A 19,187-nucleotide genomic window follows, 5' to 3' on the forward strand; every position below is an offset into this window, starting at 1 on the left:
CTGTCGGTGGAGTCGGCCACGCGGCGGAGCCGCATGCCGACACACGGACCGGCCATTCCTACGGATTGAAAGGGCACACCATGGCGGGACCCGTCCTGGAAATGCGCTCGATCGTCAAGACCTTTCCCGGGGTCAAAGCGCTGTCGGACGTCACGCTGACCGTCCGTCAGGGCGAGGTCCACGCCATCTGCGGTGAGAACGGCGCCGGCAAGTCCACCTTGATGAAGGTGCTCTCCGGCGTCCATCCGCACGGCAGCTACGAGGGCGACATCCTCTTCGAGGGTGAGCCCTGTGAGTTCAAGGACATCCGGGCGAGCGAGCAGCGCGGCATCGTGATCATCCATCAGGAGCTGGCGCTCGTGCCGTTCCTGTCGATCGCGGAGAACATCTTCCTCGGCAACGAACACGCCTCGGGCGGGTTCATCGACTGGAACGAGACGCTCAAGCACGCCACGGAGCTGCTGCGCCGGGTGGGTCTGACCGACCACCCGGAGACCCGGATCGCCGACATCGGCGTGGGCAAGCAGCAGCTGGTGGAGATCGCCAAGGCGCTGTCCAAGAAGGTGAAGCTGCTGATCCTCGACGAGCCGACCGCGGCTCTCAACGACGAGGACAGCGGCAAACTCCTGGATCTCATCCTGGAGTTGAAGAAGCAGGGCATCACCTCGATCATCATCTCCCACAAGCTGAACGAGATCCGCCGGGTCGCCGACTCGGTGACGATCATCCGTGACGGCAGGTCGATCGAGACCCTCGATGTGAAGTCGGCGGAGACCACCGAGGACCGCATCATCTCCGGCATGGTCGGCCGCGACCTCGACCACCGCTTCCCCGAACGCACCGCGTACGAGGGCGAGGTGGACGCGGCACCGGCGCTGGAGATCCGCAACTGGACGGTGCACCACCCGATCGACCAGCAGCGCAAGGTGGTCGACGACGTGTCGATCAGCGTGCGGCGCGGGGAGATCGTCGGCATCGCGGGTCTGATGGGCGCGGGCCGCACGGAGCTGGCCATGAGCGTCTTCGGACGCTCCTACGGCCGGTACGCGGGCGGCACGGTCCTCAAGGACGGCAAGGAGATCCGTACGAAGACCGTCGCCGAGGCGGTCGAGCACGGCATCGCGTACGTCACCGAGGACCGCAAGCACTACGGCCTCAACCTCATCGACAACATCAACCGGAACATCTCGCTGACCGCCCTGGGCAAGGTCGCGAGGCGCGGTGTGGTCGACGAGCACGAGGAGCGGAAGGTCTCCGAGCGCTTCCGCAAGTCCATGAACATCAAGGCGCCGACCGTCTTCGAGACGGTGGGCAGGCTCTCCGGCGGCAACCAGCAGAAGGTCGTCCTCAGCAAGTGGATCTTCGCGGGTCCCGAGGTGCTGATCCTGGACGAGCCGACGCGCGGCATCGACGTGGGCGCCAAGTACGAGATCTACACGGTCATCGACCAGCTGGCCGCGGAGGGCAAGGCGGTCGTCTTCATCTCCTCCGAGCTGCCGGAGCTGCTCGGGATGTGCGACCGCATCTACACCATGGCCGCCGGGCGGCTCACGGGTGAGGTCCCGCGGGCCGAGGCCACGCAGGAAGTGCTGATGCGCCAGATGACGAAGGACAAAGAGGTAACCCGATGAGCACGGATGTGACGGACAAGGTCCCGGCCTCGGCGCCGCCCGGGAAGAGCGGGGGGTCGGGCTCCGGCGAGAACCTGCTGCAGCTGATGCTGGGCGGCCTGCGCCGCAACATGCGCCAGTACGGCATGCTGATCGCGCTCGGTCTGATCGTGGTGCTGTTCCAGGTGTGGACCGGCGGCGACCTGCTGCTGCCGCGCAACGTCTCCAACCTGGTGCTGCAGAACAGCTACATCCTGATCCTCGCGATCGGCATGATGCTGGTGATCATCGCGGGCCACATCGACCTTTCGGTCGGCTCGCTGACGGCGTTCGTGGGCGCGTTCGCGGCCGTGCTGACGGTCAACCATCATGTGGCGTGGCCCCTCGCCCTGGTGCTGTGCCTGCTGGTGGGCGCCGCCGCGGGAGCGGTGCAGGGGTTCCTGATCGCGTACTTCGGCATACCGTCGTTCATCGTCACCCTCGCGGGCATGCTGCTCTTCCGCGGTCTGACGGAGATCTTCCTGCAGGGCCAGACCCTCGGCCCGTTCCCGAACGGTCTGCAGAAGATCGGCAACGGCTTCCTGCCCGAGGTCGGCCCGAACACCAACTACCACAACCTCACGCTGCTGCTGGGCTTCGTCCTGCTGGCCTTCGTGGTCTTCCAGGAGGTCCGTGACCGCAAGCGCGAGCAGGAGTTCTCCCTGGAGGTGCTGCCGCGCAACGCCTTCCTGCTGAAGCTGGTCGCGATCGCCGCCGCGGTTCTCGCGGTGACGATGCTGCTCGCCAGCTACCAGGGCGCGCCGATCATCCTGATCGTCCTCGGTGTGCTGGTGGTCGGCTACGGCTATGTCATGCGCAACGCGGTCTTCGGCCGGCACATCTACGCGATCGGCGGCAACCTGCCGGCGGCGAAGCTGTCCGGCGTCAAGGACAAGAAGGTCACCTTCCTCGTCTTCCTGAACATGGGCGTGCTCGCGGCCCTGGCGGGTCTGGTGGTCGCCGCCCGTCTGAACGCGGCGTCTCCGAAGGCGGGCCTGAACTTCGAACTGGAGGCGATCGCCTCGTCGTTCATCGGTGGCGCATCGATGAGCGGCGGTGTCGGTACCGTCCTCGGCGCGATCATCGGTGGTCTCGTCCTCGGCGTGCTGAACAACGGCATGAACCTCCTCAGCGTCGGCACCGACTGGCAGCAGGTCATCAAGGGCCTCGCCCTGCTGGCCGCGGTCGGCTTCGACGTGTGGAACAAGCGCAAGTCCGGCTCGTAGACCGGAGTGACCGGATCGGGCCCCGCCGCACGGCGGGGCCCTTCCCATGGGAGGAGAGGCACGACCGGTGAAATCGCTCTTCGGCAAGCTCGCCGACGGCAGGAAGGTCCACCGCTGGTCGCTGGAGAACGGCGGCACCCGGCTGAAGGTCCTGAACTGGGGCGGAGTGGTCCAGGGCCTGGAGATCCCGGACCGCCACGGCCAGTACGCCAACGTCTCCCTGGGCTTCGACAACATCGACGACTACGTCGCCGAGAGCCCGTACTTCGGCGCCCTGATCGGCCGTTACGGCAACCGGGTGGCCAAGGGCCGGTTCACCCTGGACGGCAGGACCTACCAGCTGTCCGTGAACGACGGCGTCAACAGCCTGCACGGCGGCGAGCAGGGCTTCGACAAGCACATCTGGGACGTCGAGCCGTTCGCCGAGGGCTCCGACGTCGGCCTGGTGCTGCACCACACCAGCGTCGACGGCGAGCTGGGCTACCCGGGCACCCTCGAGGCGAAGGTGACGTACACCCTCACCGAGCACGGCGACTGGATCATCGACTACGAGGCCACCACCGACAAGGCCACGGTCGTCAACCTGACCAGCCACGTCTACTGGAACCTGGCCGGCGAGGGCAGCGGCACCATCGAGGACCACGAGCTCACGATCGAGGCGTCCCGCTACACGCCCACCGACTCGGGCCTGATCCCCACGGGCGAACTGGCGACGGTGGCCGGCACCCCCTTCGACTTCCGCAAGGCCAAGCCGATCGGCCGCGGCATCCGCGACGGCCACGTCCAGCAGGTGCAGGCCAAGGGCTACGACCACAACTGGGTCCTGGACAAGGGCGTCACGTCCGAGCCCGAGCACGTCGCCACCCTGCGCGACCCGCGCTCCGGCCGCACCCTGAAGATCGCCACCGACCAGCCGGGTCTGCAGTTCTACTCCGGCAACTTCCTCGACGGCACGCTCACCGGCACCGGCGGCAGGACCTACCGCCAGGGTGACGCGCTGTGCCTGGAGACACAGCACTTCCCGGACTCGCCGAACCATGCGGACTTCCCGTCGACGGTGCTGCGGCCGGGGCAGACGTATCGCACCCGGACGGTGCACACGTTCAGCGCGTAGCGCTCCGCTTGTGAGCTTCTGAGGCCGTGGGGAGCTGCGGGCCGGTCGTGGCTGGTCGCGCAGTTCCTCGCGCCCCTTTGGGGCGCGACCGGCGCCCGGGACGTGCATGGTGTGGGCTTGGTTCCCGAACTCACACTCCTTTCACATGCGTTGAACGACGCCACCCCTACCTCCGTATCTAAGGGCGGCCCGTGCTCCCCCGCGCGGGCCACCCAAACGCGACGGGCCCGGTCGTCCCTGCCGGGCCCGCCTCATACGGAGGTTCCATGGCCGACAACGTCACCTCGCTGTTCCGCAGCGACGCGGCACACAGCCCGTCGATGGCGGCGCTGACGCGGCAGGGCGGCGACGGGACCGGCCCCGTGGACTTCTGCATCCCCTGCAATCCGTACTTCCCCACCCCGGCCATGTTCGAGGAGATGTCGGCGCGGCTGCGCGACATCGTCACGTACTACCCGAGCAGCGCCGACACGATCACCGCAGAGCTGTGCAACCTGCTGCAGCTCCCGCCGCAGTGCGTGGCGATGGGCAACGGCTCGACCGAGCTGATCACCTGGATCGACCATCTGATGGTCCGCGAGTCCCTCGCCATCCCCGTCCCCACCTTCGGCCGCTGGACCGACCAGCCGATGGAGACCGGCAAGCGGGTCGACATGTTCCCGCTGCAGGAGTCCAGCGGCTTCGCGCTCGACCTCGCCCAGTACGCCGAGTTCATACGCAAGCGCGGCACCCGCGTCGCGGTCGTCTGCAACCCGAACAACCCCGACGGCGGCTTTCTGCCCCGGCAGTCCCTCGTGCAGTTCATGGACACGATGGCCGACCTGGACCTGATCGTCATCGACGAGTCGTTCCTGGAGTTCGCGGACGCCGAGGCCGAACCGTCGGTCGTCCAGGAGGCGATGATCCGCCCGAATGTCGTCGTGCTGCGCAGCCTCGGCAAGAACTTCGGTCTGCACGGCATACGTTTCGGCTACCTGGTCGCCAACCCTGCGCTGGCCGGCCGGGTCCGCGCCATGCTCCCGAAGTGGAACCTCAACTCCTTCGCCGAGTACGTGGTGTTCATGCTCAAGGAGCACGGCGCCGAGTACGCGCAGAGCCTCCACCAGGTGCGGCGCGACCGCCTCGACATGGCCAGCCAGCTCTCGGCCCTTCCCGGTCTCACGGTCTACCCCTCGCAGGGCAACTTCCTCTTCGTGCGCCTCCCCGTGGGCGCCGAGGGCACCGTGGTCCGGGACCGGATGCTCACCGAGCACCGGATCCTGGTCCGCGAGTGCGGCAACAAGATCGGTTCGTCCAGCCGCTTCCTGCGACTCGTGGTGCGCCCCCAGGTGGATGTGCGTCGCCTGGTGTCCGGCCTGGAACAGGTGCTCTACGGGACCAGGAGGGGAGCCGCCGTACCTGAGCTGGGCACCGGGACCAGCTACAGCTCTGGTACGGCGGCCGTGGACCGCCTGGTCAGCGCCACCAACGGGTCTGGCATGCCACTCGCTGCGATGGCCTCCGGCGGTTCGGTGGGGGGTGGGGTGCCGTTGCCCATGCCGATGCCGGCGGCGGCACAGGCCCCCATGCCGGCGGTGGCCCAGGCGGGGCCCCAGCCGCTCGGCTACCCGGCCCCGGCCCCCACGCAGATGCAACCCGTCCCGGCGCAGATGCAGCCCGTCCCGGCGCCGATGCAGCAGCCGGTGCCGGCGCCCGCTCCGGTGCCGGCCCCGACACCGATGCCCACGCCGGTTCCCACTCCGGCCCCCGGCCCGACCCCACCGGGCGTCCCTGCCCGGGGTGGCCTGACGGCCGCCCAGGTACGGGGTACGACCGGTCCCGCCCCGGGCCTCACCCCGGCCCCGGCAACGGGCTGGCCGAACGCCCAGAGCTGGCCGAACGCTGCAGGCATGGGACAGGCGGGCTGATCGTCGTAGGAGTGCGGTGCGTGGCCGGGTGCGGCCCCGCACCGCTGAAGGGGCGCAGATCACCGTGGTCAGCAACAGCCCCCACAGGGGCGCGGGGAACTGCGCGACAAGCCACGACTCACCCGCAGGGGCAGATCGACCTCCGCGCGCTCGGACAGGCACATGCGGTCAACTGGCCGGCCCGTCAAGGTGACACGCGCCGGCGGGCCCTTCGCTGGTGCCGTGTCTGGTGGCGGCGAGCCAGCAGGCACCGCCCTGGGGTCGCCAGTCGAATCCGTCGAGCATGGCGACGACCCGCCGCACCAGAGCCTCGGGGCTCCCGCTCCACGCCTCGAAACCGCTGTGGCCCAGGTCTCCCACGGCCATCAGCCCATCGCTCAGCAACTCGGTGAGTACTTCCACGGCCACGACCCGGAAGTCGCGGCCGGACTGTTCGGCCGTCTCCTGTGCGAGCCCGATCAGGCGGTCGATGGGCACCCAGTCGTCCAGCCCTTCCTCCAGCAGCTCGCCGATGATGAACTCCGTGCTCATGACGGCAGGTGCACCTTCTTTCCCTTGCCTGTGACGGGGAAGCTATCGATGGTCTCGCCTCCCGCGACCGATGATGCACGCCACTGGATGATCGTGCCGTCGCCAACCCATGTGGACAGGGGTGGCCCGCGGAGCGAGCGGGCCGCCCCTGTCCCCTCGCGTCAGGACGCCGGGCACTCCTTCCACGCCATGTGGTAAGTCGTGCTGATGTTGCCGTCGGTCGAGTCCATGGTCATGAAGCTGACCTTGCCCGGGTTCGCGGTCCCCGCGTTCACTCTGAGTTCGGTGTTGATGTTGAAGTTGCGCTCAACTCCGCAGGGCGCCCAGACCAGTTGGGCCCAGTCGGTGGAGTCGGTGGCCTGCCAGTCGTCGTTGTACGAGCCGCTGAACGGGTGGGTCTTGGGCACCGTGCTGGAGGAGCCCTGGAAGTAGTACGAGGCCTTCTGCGTCGCGGACGCGCCGGGCTGGAGCGAGAGGAAGCCCCGGTAGTCGGCGCTGGCGATCGCGTAGGTGAAGCCCTGAGGGACGTGCACGATCAGGTTGAGCTGGCAGTTCTTGCGGAACGCCGTGGGGTCCGAGTTGCCGCCGGCCTGGGCGAGGTACTGGCTGTAGGTCACCGTGAAGGCGGTGTTGTCCGGGGAGACGGCGACGGCCGCCGTGCCCTGGGGACAGCCGGAGCCGTTCACCGTCGCCACGTCGATGACGATCTTGTCCGGGGGCGGGTTGTCGAACACTCCGGACGAGTTGTGCGCGGGTATCGCGGTGGTGAGCAGAGCGGCTACCGCGCCGCCCAGAAGGAGTGCACCAGGCATGGTCTTCTCCGGTTCTGTGAGTGGGGGGTGGCTCACCCCGGCCGGCCCGGAGCCCTTTGAAGAAACCGTGGGGATCCTGTGAAGGCGCGAGGCGATCGCATCGTAGGGAGGCGCACGCGAACCCGTCAGGGCGAACTCAAGCCATTCACAGACGGGGATTTCACAACAGCGGCTCGATGATGTCCGCCAGCTTCGCTTCCGTCACCGCCCCCATCCGCACCGCCGCCACCTTCCCGGACGAGTCGACGACGATGGTGAACGGCAGCCCCTGCGTGGTCACCACGCCCCGCGGCAGCCTCAGGAGCTGCTTGCCCGACGGGTCGTGCAGGGAGGGGTATCCCAGCCGGTACTGCTTCTGGAAGGCGAGACCGGCGCCCCGGCCGCCGTCGTTGTCGAGACCCAGTACGCGCAGCCCGCGGGCGCCGTACTTCTGCTGGATCTTCTTGAGTTCGGGTGCCTCCGCCCGGCAGGGACCGCAGTAGGAGGCCCACGCGTTGATCAGGACGACCTTGCCCCGGTAGTCGGACAGGCTGACCGTGTCACCCTCCAGCGAGGGCCCGGAAAGGTTCGGAACAGCGGGCCGCTCGCCCTCCTTCCAGGTTCTGATCAGCGGATCCCCGGGACTGGTGTCGCTGATCGGCGCCGGGGAGGAGCAGCCGGCGAGGACCACCGCGCAAGCCGCCGCCACCACCGCGTACCTGTGTCGGGTCCTCGTCATCGGCCGACCACTCCCCCGTGCAGTTCGTCCGTCCCCGTCCCGCTGAGGACCACCTCCAGGCTTCCCGACCGCCAGACGCACAGCAGCCACGCGGCGGGCAGTTGGAGCGTGTACAGCGCCACGATCGCCATGACGAACGCCCAGTCCGCCGGCGCGCCGTCACCTTCGGCCCACGCCGCCACGCCCCAGCAGACCAGCAGCGCCGCCAGGTAGACGGCCCCGTCGACCAGCGTGACGCGCCAGCGCGGCAGGGGCGCCAGCAGCCGCCGGGCCAGCACCAGGGAGGCGGTCGCGGCGCCCACGAAGACCGCGTGCCACGGGTTCTTCCACCAGAAATCGGCCCACCCCCCGACGCTGCCGCCGGGCGCGGCCTGCCAGGCCAGGTCCACGCCTGCCCCGACCAACCAGGACAGGACAACGACGGTGAGCGCGTACGAGACGGCGCCCCGCCAAGTGACAGTCACGTCACTCCCCCTTTCACCGGCGGGCCCCAACTGCGGCCCGCCACAAGGTCATTGTGCGCCCCTGCACTGCGGGGGCCCGGTCCGGGGTCGGCGACGGACTGTCCTACCGTTCTGCCCATGCCGTCGATACGTCTGCGCCCGACCCGCCTCACCCTGGCCGTGGGCGCCTGCGTCCTCGCCGGCGGCGCCGCCCTCGCCGCCTACGGCTTCGCCTGCACCGATGCCGACGCCGGCGTACGCCCGGCCAGGTTCTCCGGCGCACCGCACTGCCACCGCATCGCCGACAGCGCCCCGGCCTCCCTCGGCGGCCTGTCCCGCCGGGACAGCAGCCTTCCCGGGATCGCCGTCTGGGGGGACAGGGACATCGTGCTGCGCTGCGGGGTCACACCTCCGGGAGTGACCAGTGACCCGTGCTTCGCGGTCGACGGCGTGGACTGGGTCATGGACCTGGCGCAGTCCACCGACACCAGGAAGGTGATCGTCACCTACGGCCGCGACCCGGCGACCCAGGTCGTCTTCGACGGTCCGAGCCAGACCGACGCGGCCCTGATCGACCTCTCCCGGACCGTCGCCTCGGTCAAGCAAACCTCCCACTGCATCAAACGCAACTGACCTGCTAGGGGTTCTCCCAGGCCGCCGGCTCCGCCGCCAGTTCCCGTACCGGCTCGGGCAGGGCGTCCGCCGCGATGTCCGCGATGGTGACGCCCTCCAGGATGCGGCGGACGTTGGCGCGCAGCGCGATCCACAGCGGCAGCAGCGGCTGTGCGGAGCCCGTGTACTCCAGGCCCGTGGGCCGCTCCCCGCGCACGGACACGATCGGGCCGTCGACCGCCCGGATCACATCCGCGACCGTGATCCGCGCGGCCTCCCGGGCCAGCCGGTAGCCGCCGCCTCCGCCGCGCCGGCTGTCGACGATGCCGCCGCGCCGCAGATCGCCGAGGATCCCCTCAAGGAACTTGTGCGGGATCTCCTGCGTGCCGGCGATGGCCTCCGCCTTCACGGGCCCGTCGTCCTGCCGGACCGCAAGTTCAAGAACCGCCCGTACCGCGTAATCCGCCCGTGCCGAGATCCTCATACGACCATTGTGCTGGGTGCGGCCGTACACAATGACCTCGCACAATGACCTCACACGCGCCGCCGACCGGCCGGCCCGACGGGAGGCTCCCTTGGGGCTCAGCAGACGTACCTTCAACGCCCTCGCCGGCACCACGGCCCTCGGTCTGGCCCTGGGCGGCAGCGGCGCCATGACCTGCGCCTACGCCGCCCAGACCGCCCCCACGGGCCCGCCGCCCGGCACGCCGGGCGCGGACGGGCGGCGGCACACGATCGGCTTCGACCGCTACTCGCTCCTCGTCGACGGCAGACGGCTGGTCGTCTGGTCGGGCGAGATGCACCCCTTCCGGCTGCCGAGCCCGTCCCTGTGGCGCGACGTCCTGCAGAAGATGCGCGCCCACGGCTACAACACGGTCAGCATCTATGTGTCGTGGAACTACCACTCCCCCGCCCCGGGGCAGTACGACTTCACCGGCATCCGCGACCTGGACCTGTTCCTGCGGACGGCGAGCGAGACCGGCCTGTACGTCATCCTGCGCCCCGGCCCCTACATCAACGCCGAGATCGACGGTGGCGGCTTCCCCGGCTGGCTGACGGCCACCGAGGGCCGGGCACGGACCTCCGACCCGACATATCTGTCGTACGTCGACGAGTGGCTGACCCGGGTGAACGCGATCGTCGCCCGGCATCTGTACACCAGGGGCGGCGGGACGGTCCTGCTCTACCAGATCGAGAACGAGTACGACGCCTTCGTCGACGAGCCCGCCGGCCGCGACTACATGGCCCACCTGTACCGGAAGGTCCGCTCCGACGGCATCGACGTACCGCTCTTCCACAACGACAAGGGCCGCAACGGGTACTGGATCCCCGGCTCCTTCGACACGGGCGGCGAGAAGGGGCGCTGGCTGTACGGCTTCGACGGCTATCCGTCGCCGACCCTGGCCCCGCCCGACTGGGGGCACTTCGGGGCCGGCGGGGTCAGGGGCGGCGCGACCGCGAGCCCCCGAACCCCTGGTTTCGTACCGGAGTTCGGGGGTGGCTGGTTCGATCCGTGGGGCGGTGCCTGGTTCGGCGGGAAAGGGTACGAGGAGTCGCGGCGGCTGCGGGACGCGGCGTACGAGCGGCGCTTCTACCTCACCAACCTCGCCAACGGCATCACCCTGCACAGCGTCTACATGACCTTCGGCGGCACCTCGTGGGGCTGGCTGCCCGCGCCGGTCGTCTACACGTCGTACGACTACGGGGCGGCCATCGACGAGGGCCGCCGGCCGACCGCCAAGCTGATCCCCATGCACCAGTTCGGACATCTGCTGCGGCACTTCCCCGACTTCGCCAAGCTGGACCGCGCGGCGGACGTCGAGACGGACGCCGCGGCGGACGGGCTGAAGGTGTACCACCTGACCAACCCCGACACCGGCGCCCATGTGTACGTCCTGCGCAACGACGGCGAGGTGCCGGTGGCCTCCGAGCTTCCGCTGCACGGCGCCGGACTCCCCCTCCCGGTGGCGGTCCCGGCGCAGGACGCGCGGCTGCTGGCCGCCGGGATCAGGCTGGGTCTGCGGAAGCTGCGCTACTCCAACGCCCAGCCCATGCTGGCCCTCACCGCCGGGCGACAGCAGATCGCCGTGCTCACCGGTCGCTCGGGAGAGGGCACGGTGACCGCACTGGAGTGCGCGAGCGAGCCGGCGGTCACCGTGCTGGAAGGGGAGGCCGAGCACTCGTACGCGGACGGGCTGTTGCGGGTCGAAGCCCAACTGGACGGCCTGACAAGGGTGTTGGTGAGCGGCGGCGGGACCTCCACCCCCCTCCTCGTGCTCCTCGCCGACGACGAGACCTCCGTACGCCTGTGGCCGCACGACACCCCGTCCGGCCCGGTCCTCGTGTACGGGCCCGCCCTGCTGCGGACCGCGGCCGTCGACGGAACGACGGTCCGGCTGACCGGGGACACCATCGAAGCCGCGGACCTGGAGGCGTGGGGGCCGCGCGGCATTCACGAACTCACCTGGAACGAAAGGGCGTTGAAGGCCCACGTGACCTCCTCCGGCAGCCTGCGCGCCGCGCAGCCGCTGGCCGGTGTCGGGGCTGTGGCGCTGCCCGCGCTGAGCAACGGCTGGCTGCGGAAGACGGAGAACCCCGAGTCGGCGCCCGCCTTCGACGACTCCTCCTGGACACCCGCCGACAAGACGACCACTCACAGCACCACACCGGTCCCCGCCGGGCAGCCGGTCCTCTTCGCCGACGACTACTCCTTCCACTACGGCGACGTCTGGTACCGCGGGCGCTTCACCGACGCGACCGGCGCCGAGTCCGTGTCGCTGGCCTACAGCACGGGCACGCAGGGGCTGCTGATGGCCTGGCTGGACGGGCGGCCGCTGGGCACGCACCGGATGCCCGTCCCGAACGACAAGACGGTGCGGAAGGGCAGTTGGACCGCCAGGGCCGTCTTCTCCGTACCGCAGGAGCTGCGCACGGACGAGCCGCATGTGCTGTCGGTCCTCGTCCGCCGTATGCAGCACGACCAGGACGGCAAGTCGCAGGACACGCACAAGGTGGCGCGCGGGCTGACCGCGGTCACCTTCGCGGGGGCCGCCCCGCAGATCAGCTGGCGGCTACAGGGCGAGGCGGCACCGGACCCCGTGCGCGGTCCGCAGAACAACGGCGGGCTGTACGGGGAGCGCAACGGCTGGCATCTGCCGGGGTACGGCGACGGCGGCTGGGAGCCGGTGCAGCTGCCGCGGGCGGACCGGCGGCAGGGGGTGACCTGGTACCGGACGTCCTTCCGGCTCGCGGTCGACGCCGGCACGGACGCCTCCGTCGGTCTGGTCCTCGACGACGACCCGGCCCGCGCCTACCGTGTCCAGATCTTCCTGAACGGCTGGAACATGGGCCAGTACATCAACGACGTGGGCCCCCAGCACACTTTCCCGCTCCCGAACGGGATCCTGCGCACACGTGGCGCCAACACACTCGCCCTGGCCGTCCTGTCCGACGGCACCACACCGTCGGGTCCGTCGGACGTACGGCTGACGCTGCTGGGCGCGGCGGCCGGAGGAGTACCGGTGATCCCTGTGCCCTCCCCCGGCCGGTCGACATGAGGTGCTAGGCCAGCCTGATCACGTTCCAGGACAGCGGTTCCAGTACGGCGGTGAGGGTGCCGTCCCGCAGGACGGTGCCCTCGACCGTGTGCGGGGCGACCCGCTCGGGGTCGTCGAGGGTGTTGCGGGCGTCCGGATCGGCGTCGGCGAGGGCGCTGTGCTCGACGACCTCCGTCAGGTCCAGGCCGTTCAGGGCGGCTTCGAGGGGCAGCGCCCCGGTGCGGCTGCGGTTGACGGCGAAGACGGTGACGGTGCCGTCCTCCGCGCGCACGGCGGTGGCGTGCAGGAGGTCCGTCTCGCCGTACTTCTTCGTCTCGTACGTCGGCGAGTCGACCCGGACGTCGAGGACCTGGCCGCGGCCGTACTTCGAGGCCTGCGCGAAGGGGAAGAAGGTCGTCTGGCGCCAGGCCGGGCCGCCGGGCTCGGTCATGATCGGCGCGATGACGTTGACGAGCTGGGCGAGACAGGCGACGGTGACGCGGTCCGCGTGCCGGAGGAGTGCGATGAGGAGCGAGCCGAAGACGACGGCGTCCAGGACGCTGTAGTTGTCCTCCAGCAGGCGGGGGGCCTCCGCCCAGTCCCGCGCGCCGGAGTTCTCGATCTCGTGCCACTTCGAGATGTACCAGACGTTCCACTCGTCGAAGGAGAGGTTGATCTTCTTCTTCGACTTCAGCTTCGCACCGATGTGGTCGGCGGTGGCGACCACGTTCTCGATGAAGGACTCCATGTCGACGGCGGAGGCCAGGAAGGAGTCGACGTCACCGTCCTCGGGCTGGTAGTAGGCGTGCAGGGAGATGTAGTCGACGAGGTCGTACGTCTCCTCCAGGACCGTCGCCTCCCAGGCGGCGAAGGTCGGCATGGACTGGCTGGAGGAGCCGCAGGCGACGAGTTCGACACCCGGGTCGATCTGGCGCATCGCGCGGGCGGTCTCGGCGGCGGTCCGGCCGTACTCCTGGGCGGTCTTGTGGCCGGTCTGCCAGGGGCCGTCCATCTCGTTGCCCAGGCACCAGAGCCTGATGCCGAAGGGATCCTTGTCGCCGTGCGCGACACGGAGGTCGGACAGGGCCGTGCCGGCGGGGTGGTTGGCGTACTCCTGGAGTTCGAGGGCCTCGGCGACGCCCCGGGTGCCGAGGTTGAGGGCCATCATGGGCTCGGCCTGGGGGCCGATCTTCCTCAGGAAGGCGATGTACTCGGAGAGGCCGAAGCGGTTGGTCTCCGTGGAGCGCCAGGCGAGGTCGAGTCGGCGGGGGCGGTCCTCGGCGGGGCCGACCGAGTCCTCCCACTTGTAGCCGGAGACGAAGTTGCCGCCGGGGTAGCGGATGGCGGTGACGCCGAGTTCCCGGACGAGGTCCAGGACGTCCTGGCGGAGCCCGGCCTCGTCCGCCGCGGGGTGGCCCGGTTCCAAGATGCCGGTGTAGACGCAGCGCCCGAGGTGTTCCACGAACGAGCCGAAGAGACGGGGGTTGACCTTGCCGACGGTGAAGGCGGGGTCGAGTGTGAAACGGGCCGTGTTCTGCACTGTGCGCCTTTCCAAAGGGTGGTATCTCTGTTCGGTATTTCGGCATTCGCTCGTAACTTCGAACGGGACCGTAGAGAGGAAGCGTTTGCCAGTCAATGGTTTGGACAGGACTTTCGGCCAGGGCGACGGTTCGGGGTTGAACGACGGCGTAGGCTCGAACGGCCTGTCGTGTAGGCGTCAGAAGGGGGAGCAATGGACATCGCCGCCTGGCTGCGGCGCTCGCGGAGGGTGTCCGGGATGCGGAAGCTGACGGACCGCCTCGGGGCGGCGGTGCGGGCCAGACCGCGCCCGCCGGCCGATGCGCGGGAGCTGTGCCGGGCGCTGTGCGAGGAGATGAGCGTGCTGCGCGGCGGCCGGCCGGTGGAGCTGCGCTTCGAGCGGTTTCCCGACGAGATCGAAGTCACCGGGCTGTGGGTGGAGTTCTCCGACTTCGACCTGGTGATCGTCGAGGAGCGGGCCGAGGCGGTGCAGCAACTGGTCATCCTCGGCCATGAGTTGTGGCATCTGCACGCCGGGCACAGCCATCACCATGTGGCGGGGGCGGCGCTGGCCGACCGCCGCAAGTGGAGCGCCTTCAAGGACGCGGCCATGTCGGTGGCCGCGCGCGACGGTTCCCGCGTCGCCGACGAGGCGGAGGCCGACGACTTCGGGCATCGGCTCGCGGGCGCCTTCCGGCCACTGCTGACGGGGCACGGCCAGGACCCGCAGCCCGGCCCCGTGCAGCGTTCGCTGGGCTACCGCAGCGGCCGGAGGACGGGGTGAGCACTCTGCTGGCGCTCGACCCCTCCGGCCTCCTCGGCCAGCTGTACATCTCGTTCTGGATCCCCACCGTCGTCCTGACCGCCGCCCTTGCGATCAAGCTGCCCACCATCATCCGGCTCTGGCGGGACCCGCTGCTGCGCTCGGTCGGCGGGCTGCTGCTGCTCGCCTGCGCCGTGTTCGTCTTCGCGGCTCCGGCGACGATCGCACGGGTCAACCGCATCACGGGCGTGCCGAACTTCGCGGCGCCCCTGGTGTACTCCCTGCTCACCGCGTTCTGCGGCTCCTGTCTGCTGCTGATCATCGCCTGGCGCAACGGCCTGTCCGACCGCTCCACCGGGACCCGCCGCGCCATGCGCCTGGTCATCTGGGCCTACTCGGGCGTGATCGTCGCGCTGTGGGTGCTGTTCGCCCTCGCCCACGCGCCGGTGGAGCGGGTGCGTGACCTGGACACGTACTACGCCAACACTCCGTTCATGCGCGAGGAGACCCTGCTCTATCTCCTCGCGCACTGCACGGCCGTCCTCATCACGTCCCGGCTGATCTGGAACTGGGTGCGCACCGACGGACTGGACGCCTGGCTGCGCTGGGGGCTGGTGTGCCTGGGCGTCGGCTACGCCCTCAACCTCATCTTCGACGCCGCCAAGCTGACCGCCGTCGGCGCCCGCTGGACGGGCCACGACCTGGACTGGCTGAGCACCGATCTCGCACCGCCGGTCGCCTGTCTGTCCGCCATCCTGATCGCCGTGGGCTTCATCCTCCCGCACGTCGGCCAGTTTCTGCACGAACGCTGGCGGGTGCGCCTGGTCCACCACGAACTGCGGCCCCTGTACCTGCTGATGAAGTCCGTCAACGGCTCCGGCGTGCCGTTCGTCCTGCGCGCCTCCCCGGATCTGCGGCTGATCCGTCGCGAGACCTTCATCCGCGACGTACTGCTGCCGCTGGCCCGGCACATCGACGAGGACCTGCGCAGGCGCTCGTACGACGCCGCGCTCGCCCTCGGCTTCCCGCCCGGACGGGCGAAGGCGCTGGCCGCCGCCGTGACCATCCAGGACGCCGTCGGCCGTCGGAGCCGGGCCCCGGACGAGAACGACGCCGGCGGCCCCGACACGACCGTTCTGCTGCAGGAGATCGGGGCCGTCTCCCGAGCCCTCCGCAACCCCGACGACCTCGACGCGGTCCGTGCCCGCACGGCCGCCCCGGCACAGGACACGCCCGTACATGACTGAACGCCCCGCCACCGCCGTCGTCCTCGGCGGCTCCCTCGCCGGTATGCTCGCCGCCCGCGCGCTGGCCGACGTCGCCGACCACGTCACCGTCGTGGAACGCGACGTGCTGCCAGCCGGCCCCGAGCCCCGCAGGGGCCTGCCCCAGGCCCGGCACGTCCACCAGCTGTGGTCGGGCGGGGCGCACGCGCTGGAGGAGCTGCTGCCGGGCATCGTCGGGCGGCTGCACGACGCCGGAGCGCACCGGCTGCCGGTGACCGAGGACATGGTGGCGCTGTCGCCGTACGGCTGGTACCGGCGGTGGGCCGAGTCGCACCACATGCTGCTGTGCAGCCGGGACCTGCTGGACGCGACGGTACGGGCGGCCGTCCTCGCCGACGAGCGCATCTCACTCGTCGACGGCACCGAGGTGCTCGGGCCGGTCGGCAGCGCCGCGGCGGTGACCGGCGTACGGATCCGGCCGCACCGCTCCGGCGCCGCCGAACGGACTCTGCCGGCCGGCCTCGTCGTCGACGCCACCGGACGCGGCTCGCGCGCGGCGCACTGGCTGACGGGGCTCGGGCTGCCGGAGGTCGAGCGGCGCGAGGTCGACTCCGGGGTGGCGTACGCGAGCCGGGTGTTCCTGGCCCCTGCCGGGGCGCGGGAGGGCTTCCCGGTCGTCAACGTCCAGCCGGACCCGCGTACCGGAGAACCCGGACGCGGGGGCGTGCTGCTGCCCGTCGAGGACGGACGGTGGATCGTCACGCTGTTCGGCTCCCGGGGCGCCGAACCACCCACCGGGGCCGAGGACTTCCTGCGGTACGCCCGTGAGGACCTGCGCCATCCCCTGATCGCCGAACTGCTCACGCACGCCGAGCCGTTGACGGACGTGGCCTACACGCGGACGACCGCCAACCGCCGCCACCACCACGAGCGGATGCCGGCCTGGCCCGAGAACTTCGCCGTGGTCGGGGACGCCCTGTGCGCGCTCAACCCGATCTACGGGCACGGGATGTCGGTCGCCGCCCAGAGCGCGGTCGCCCTGCGCGACACGGTACGGCGGCACGGCTGGGGTTCGGCGGGCCTGGCCCGGCGGATCCAGAAGGCCGTGGCGCGGCCGGCGTCGGCGGCCTGGGACCTGGCTCTGGGGATGGACGTGTTCTATCCCGGAGCGACCGAGAACGGCCCCACCCTGCGCGACCGGCTGGTGGCGGCGTACGTCGGCCGGCTGCTGTACACCGCCACCGGAAACGGGCGGATCGCCGCGCGGGTCACCGATGTGACGTCGTTGGAGCGGGGAGCGGAGGTGCTGCTGACACCGTCCGTGCTGCTGGCCGCACTCGTCGGCCCGCTCAGACCGGCGTTGAGCGGGCCGCCGTTGACGGCAGGGGAGCGCAAGGCGGCGGGGCTCAGCCCCTGAAGGGCGGTTGCTCCAGCCCCTTTCCGGCGCCGGGCACGACCAGCAGGGAACCCGCCACCGGGTGGGGTGCCGTGAGGCCCACTCGGGCTGTGGTGATGTACAGGTCCGTGAGGTCCGGGCCGCCGAAGGCGCAGGCGGTCACGCGGGGGGTGGGGAGTTCGATCACGCGGTCCAGTTCGCCGTCGGGGGTGTAGCGGCGTACCGCTCCGCCGTCCCACAGCGCCACCCACACACAGCCGTCGGCGTCCACCGTCAGGCCGTCGGGGAAGCCGGCGCCGTCCTCGATCTGCGCGAACCGGCGGCGGTCCGTGACCCGGCCGTCCTCGTGATGGAAGACGTCGACCTGCCGCGTGGGCGAGTCGATGTAGTACATCAGGCGGCCGTCGGGGCTCCAGCCGGTGCCGTTGCTCACCGCCACGTCGTCGAGGACGAGCTCGACCGAGCCGTCCCCGGTGAAACGGGACAGCGTGCCGCCGCCCGCCGCCTCGTCGTAGCGCATGGTGCCGGCCCACAGGGAGCCGTCGGGGGCGACGGCGGCGTCGTTGGCACGGCGGCCTCGGACGACCTCGCGGTGCAGCCAGCGGAAGGTGCCGTCGGGGTCGACCAGGCCGACCCCGTCGCGGAGATTGAGCACCAGCCCGCCGCCGGCCCTCGGCTTCGCCGCGCCCACGTGCTGGTCGGTGACGCGGGTCGTGCGACGGCCGGTCACCGGGTCGTACGTGTGGACACGCGCACCCAGGATGTCGATCCAGATCAGCCGCCCGGCCGCCGCGTCCCAGGTCGGCCCCTCGCCCAGGGTGGCCTCGGCGCGCACCGCCACCTCGTACGCCGTCATACGACGGTCCGGTGGCCGAGGCGCTCCGACAGCTCGACGGCGCCCTTGGCGGCGAGCTGCTCCAGCTCGGCACGGCGCTCCTCGCTCCAGCGGATCATGGGCACGGAGATCGAGAGGGCGGCCACGACCTGCCCCGTGCGGTCCCGCACGGGCGCCGCCACACAGCTCACATCCGGGTTGGACTCACGGTTCTCCACCGCGAGCCCGCGCTGACGGATCTGCGCCAGGGCCTCGCGCAGCGCGGACGGCTCGGTGATGCTGTTGGGAGTCATCGCGACGAGCTCGGCGTCGTCCGGGATCCGCGAGGTGAGCTCCAGCTCCGGAAGGGAGGCCAGCAGCATCTTCCCCACAGACGTGCAGTGCGCCGGCAGCCGCCGGCCGGCCGCCGACACCATACGCACCGCATGGGTGGAGTCCACCTTGGCGATGTAGATGACGTCGGTACCCTCGAGGATCGCCACGTGCACCGTCTCGTCACAGGTCTCGGCGACGGACCGGGCCACCTGCTGCCCCTCGGCCGCGAGGTCCAGCTGCTCGGCGTACCGGCTGCCGAGCTGGTACGGACGTACACCGAGCCGGTAGCGTCCCGGCTGACCGGGCACCTGGACGATGTACGACCGGGCGGCGAGCGTGGTGACCAGCTCGTGCACGGTGGTGCGCGGCAGCTGCAGCTTGCGCACGATGTCGGGGGCGGAGAGCGTCCCGTCCCCGTCGAGGAAGAGCTCGAGAATGTCGAGAGCCCGGGTCACGGCAGGTACAAGGCGTCCCACGACCGGCCCCCTCCCTTGTTATCTGAGGCTGTCTGTTCGAAATTTCAACAGACGATCGGCATGACGAACACAGGCTACGCATAGTGCGTTTGCCCGGGCAATGGTTCTGC

The 19,187-nt window shown here is 70.3% G+C and carries 17 protein-coding genes; 9 read left to right on the top strand and 8 right to left on the bottom strand.

Annotated features, from left to right (window positions below; translation table 11 throughout):
* Positions 1-80: 80 nt before the first annotated feature.
* The 4 genes from mmsA (at position 81) to ACFY1E_RS01755 (ending at position 5,896) form a co-directional block, all read left to right on the top strand.
* A complete protein-coding gene (gene mmsA, locus ACFY1E_RS01740) occupies positions 81-1,631 on the top strand; it encodes a multiple monosaccharide ABC transporter ATP-binding protein (RefSeq protein ID WP_389070156.1) in 1,551 nt (516 codons plus the stop codon).
* A complete protein-coding gene (gene mmsB, locus ACFY1E_RS01745; RefSeq protein WP_389070157.1) occupies positions 1,628-2,875 on the top strand; it encodes a multiple monosaccharide ABC transporter permease in 1,248 nt (415 codons plus the stop codon). The genes mmsA and mmsB overlap by 4 nt, the downstream gene beginning before the upstream one ends.
* A gap of 46 nt (positions 2,876-2,921) precedes the next feature.
* The gene (locus ACFY1E_RS01750) at positions 2,922-3,989 is read left to right on the top strand and encodes an aldose epimerase family protein (protein WP_389070160.1); all 1,068 of its coding nucleotides are present in this window, start codon (positions 2,922-2,924) and stop codon (positions 3,987-3,989) included.
* Between the two features lie 266 nt (positions 3,990-4,255).
* Positions 4,256-5,896, top strand: coding sequence for a pyridoxal phosphate-dependent aminotransferase (locus ACFY1E_RS01755; protein WP_389070162.1), 1,641 nt, complete (start codon positions 4,256-4,258; stop codon positions 5,894-5,896).
* Positions 5,897-6,064: 168 nt separating this feature from the next.
* Here ACFY1E_RS01755 and ACFY1E_RS01760 read toward each other — a convergent pair whose 3' ends face one another.
* The 4 genes from ACFY1E_RS01760 to ACFY1E_RS01775 form a co-directional block, all read right to left on the bottom strand.
* Positions 6,065-6,427: a hypothetical protein gene (locus ACFY1E_RS01760; protein WP_389070164.1), complete on the bottom strand. Its 363-nt coding sequence runs from the start codon at positions 6,425-6,427 to the stop codon at positions 6,065-6,067.
* A 161-nt stretch (positions 6,428-6,588) separates the two neighbouring features.
* Positions 6,589-7,239, bottom strand: coding sequence for a DUF4360 domain-containing protein (locus ACFY1E_RS01765; RefSeq protein ID WP_389070167.1), 651 nt, complete (start codon positions 7,237-7,239; stop codon positions 6,589-6,591).
* A gap of 160 nt (positions 7,240-7,399) precedes the next feature.
* Positions 7,400-7,957, bottom strand: coding sequence for a TlpA family protein disulfide reductase (locus ACFY1E_RS01770; protein WP_389070169.1), 558 nt, complete (start codon positions 7,955-7,957; stop codon positions 7,400-7,402).
* A complete protein-coding gene (locus tag ACFY1E_RS01775) occupies positions 7,954-8,421 on the bottom strand; it encodes a hypothetical protein (RefSeq protein ID WP_389070171.1) in 468 nt (155 codons plus the stop codon). The genes ACFY1E_RS01770 and ACFY1E_RS01775 overlap by 4 nt, the downstream gene beginning before the upstream one ends.
* Positions 8,422-8,538: 117 nt before the next feature.
* Between ACFY1E_RS01775 and ACFY1E_RS01780 the strand changes: the two genes are divergently transcribed.
* On the top strand, positions 8,539-9,033 hold the full coding sequence (locus tag ACFY1E_RS01780; protein ID WP_389070173.1) for a DUF3515 family protein: 495 nt from the start codon (positions 8,539-8,541) through the stop codon (positions 9,031-9,033).
* Positions 9,034-9,037: 4 nt separating this feature from the next.
* Here the strand turns inward: ACFY1E_RS01780 and ACFY1E_RS01785 are convergent, their stop codons facing one another.
* Positions 9,038-9,496, bottom strand: coding sequence for an RrF2 family transcriptional regulator (locus ACFY1E_RS01785; RefSeq protein WP_389070176.1), 459 nt, complete (start codon positions 9,494-9,496; stop codon positions 9,038-9,040).
* Between the two features lie 91 nt (positions 9,497-9,587).
* Here ACFY1E_RS01785 and ACFY1E_RS01790 point away from each other — a divergent pair, with 91 nt between their 5' ends.
* Positions 9,588-12,569 carry a beta-galactosidase gene (locus tag ACFY1E_RS01790; RefSeq protein WP_389070179.1) on the top strand — a complete coding sequence of 994 codons (2,982 nt, stop codon included), beginning with the start codon at positions 9,588-9,590 and terminating at the stop codon, positions 12,567-12,569.
* 4 nt (positions 12,570-12,573) lie between these two features.
* Here the strand turns inward: ACFY1E_RS01790 and ACFY1E_RS01795 are convergent, their stop codons facing one another.
* Entirely contained in the window at positions 12,574-14,088 is a 1,515-nt protein-coding gene (locus ACFY1E_RS01795; RefSeq protein WP_389070181.1) for an alpha-N-arabinofuranosidase, read from the bottom strand.
* Positions 14,089-14,280: 192 nt separating this feature from the next.
* Here ACFY1E_RS01795 and ACFY1E_RS01800 point away from each other — a divergent pair, with 192 nt between their 5' ends.
* The 3 genes from ACFY1E_RS01800 to ACFY1E_RS01810 are packed head-to-tail and all read left to right on the top strand — an operon-like array spanning position 14,281 to position 17,472.
* Positions 14,281-14,850, top strand: a complete 570-nt coding sequence (locus ACFY1E_RS01800; RefSeq protein WP_389070184.1) for a toxin-antitoxin system, toxin component family protein — start codon at positions 14,281-14,283, stop codon at positions 14,848-14,850.
* On the top strand, positions 14,847-16,076 hold the full coding sequence (locus ACFY1E_RS01805; RefSeq protein ID WP_389070186.1) for an MAB_1171c family putative transporter: 1,230 nt from the start codon (positions 14,847-14,849) through the stop codon (positions 16,074-16,076). The genes ACFY1E_RS01800 and ACFY1E_RS01805 overlap by 4 nt, the downstream gene beginning before the upstream one ends.
* On the top strand, positions 16,069-17,472 hold the full coding sequence (locus tag ACFY1E_RS01810; protein ID WP_389070188.1) for an FAD-dependent oxidoreductase: 1,404 nt from the start codon (positions 16,069-16,071) through the stop codon (positions 17,470-17,472). Before ACFY1E_RS01805 ends, ACFY1E_RS01810 begins: the two co-directional genes overlap by 8 nt.
* Here the strand turns inward: ACFY1E_RS01810 and ACFY1E_RS01815 are convergent.
* Both ACFY1E_RS01815 and ACFY1E_RS01820 read right to left on the bottom strand, forming a co-directional pair.
* Entirely contained in the window at positions 17,462-18,307 is an 846-nt protein-coding gene (locus tag ACFY1E_RS01815) for an SMP-30/gluconolactonase/LRE family protein (protein WP_389070191.1), read from the bottom strand. The two genes, ACFY1E_RS01810 and ACFY1E_RS01815, sit on opposite strands and share 11 nt — an antisense overlap.
* Positions 18,304-19,077, bottom strand: a complete 774-nt coding sequence (locus ACFY1E_RS01820; RefSeq protein ID WP_389070193.1) for an IclR family transcriptional regulator — start codon at positions 19,075-19,077, stop codon at positions 18,304-18,306. Before ACFY1E_RS01820 ends, ACFY1E_RS01815 begins: the two co-directional genes overlap by 4 nt.
* Positions 19,078-19,187 lie beyond the last annotated feature (110 nt).

Origin of the sequence: Streptomyces sp. NPDC001604, from assembly GCF_042893475.1 — a bacterium.
In the GTDB taxonomy this organism is placed as follows: domain Bacteria; phylum Actinomycetota; class Actinomycetes; order Streptomycetales; family Streptomycetaceae; genus Streptomyces.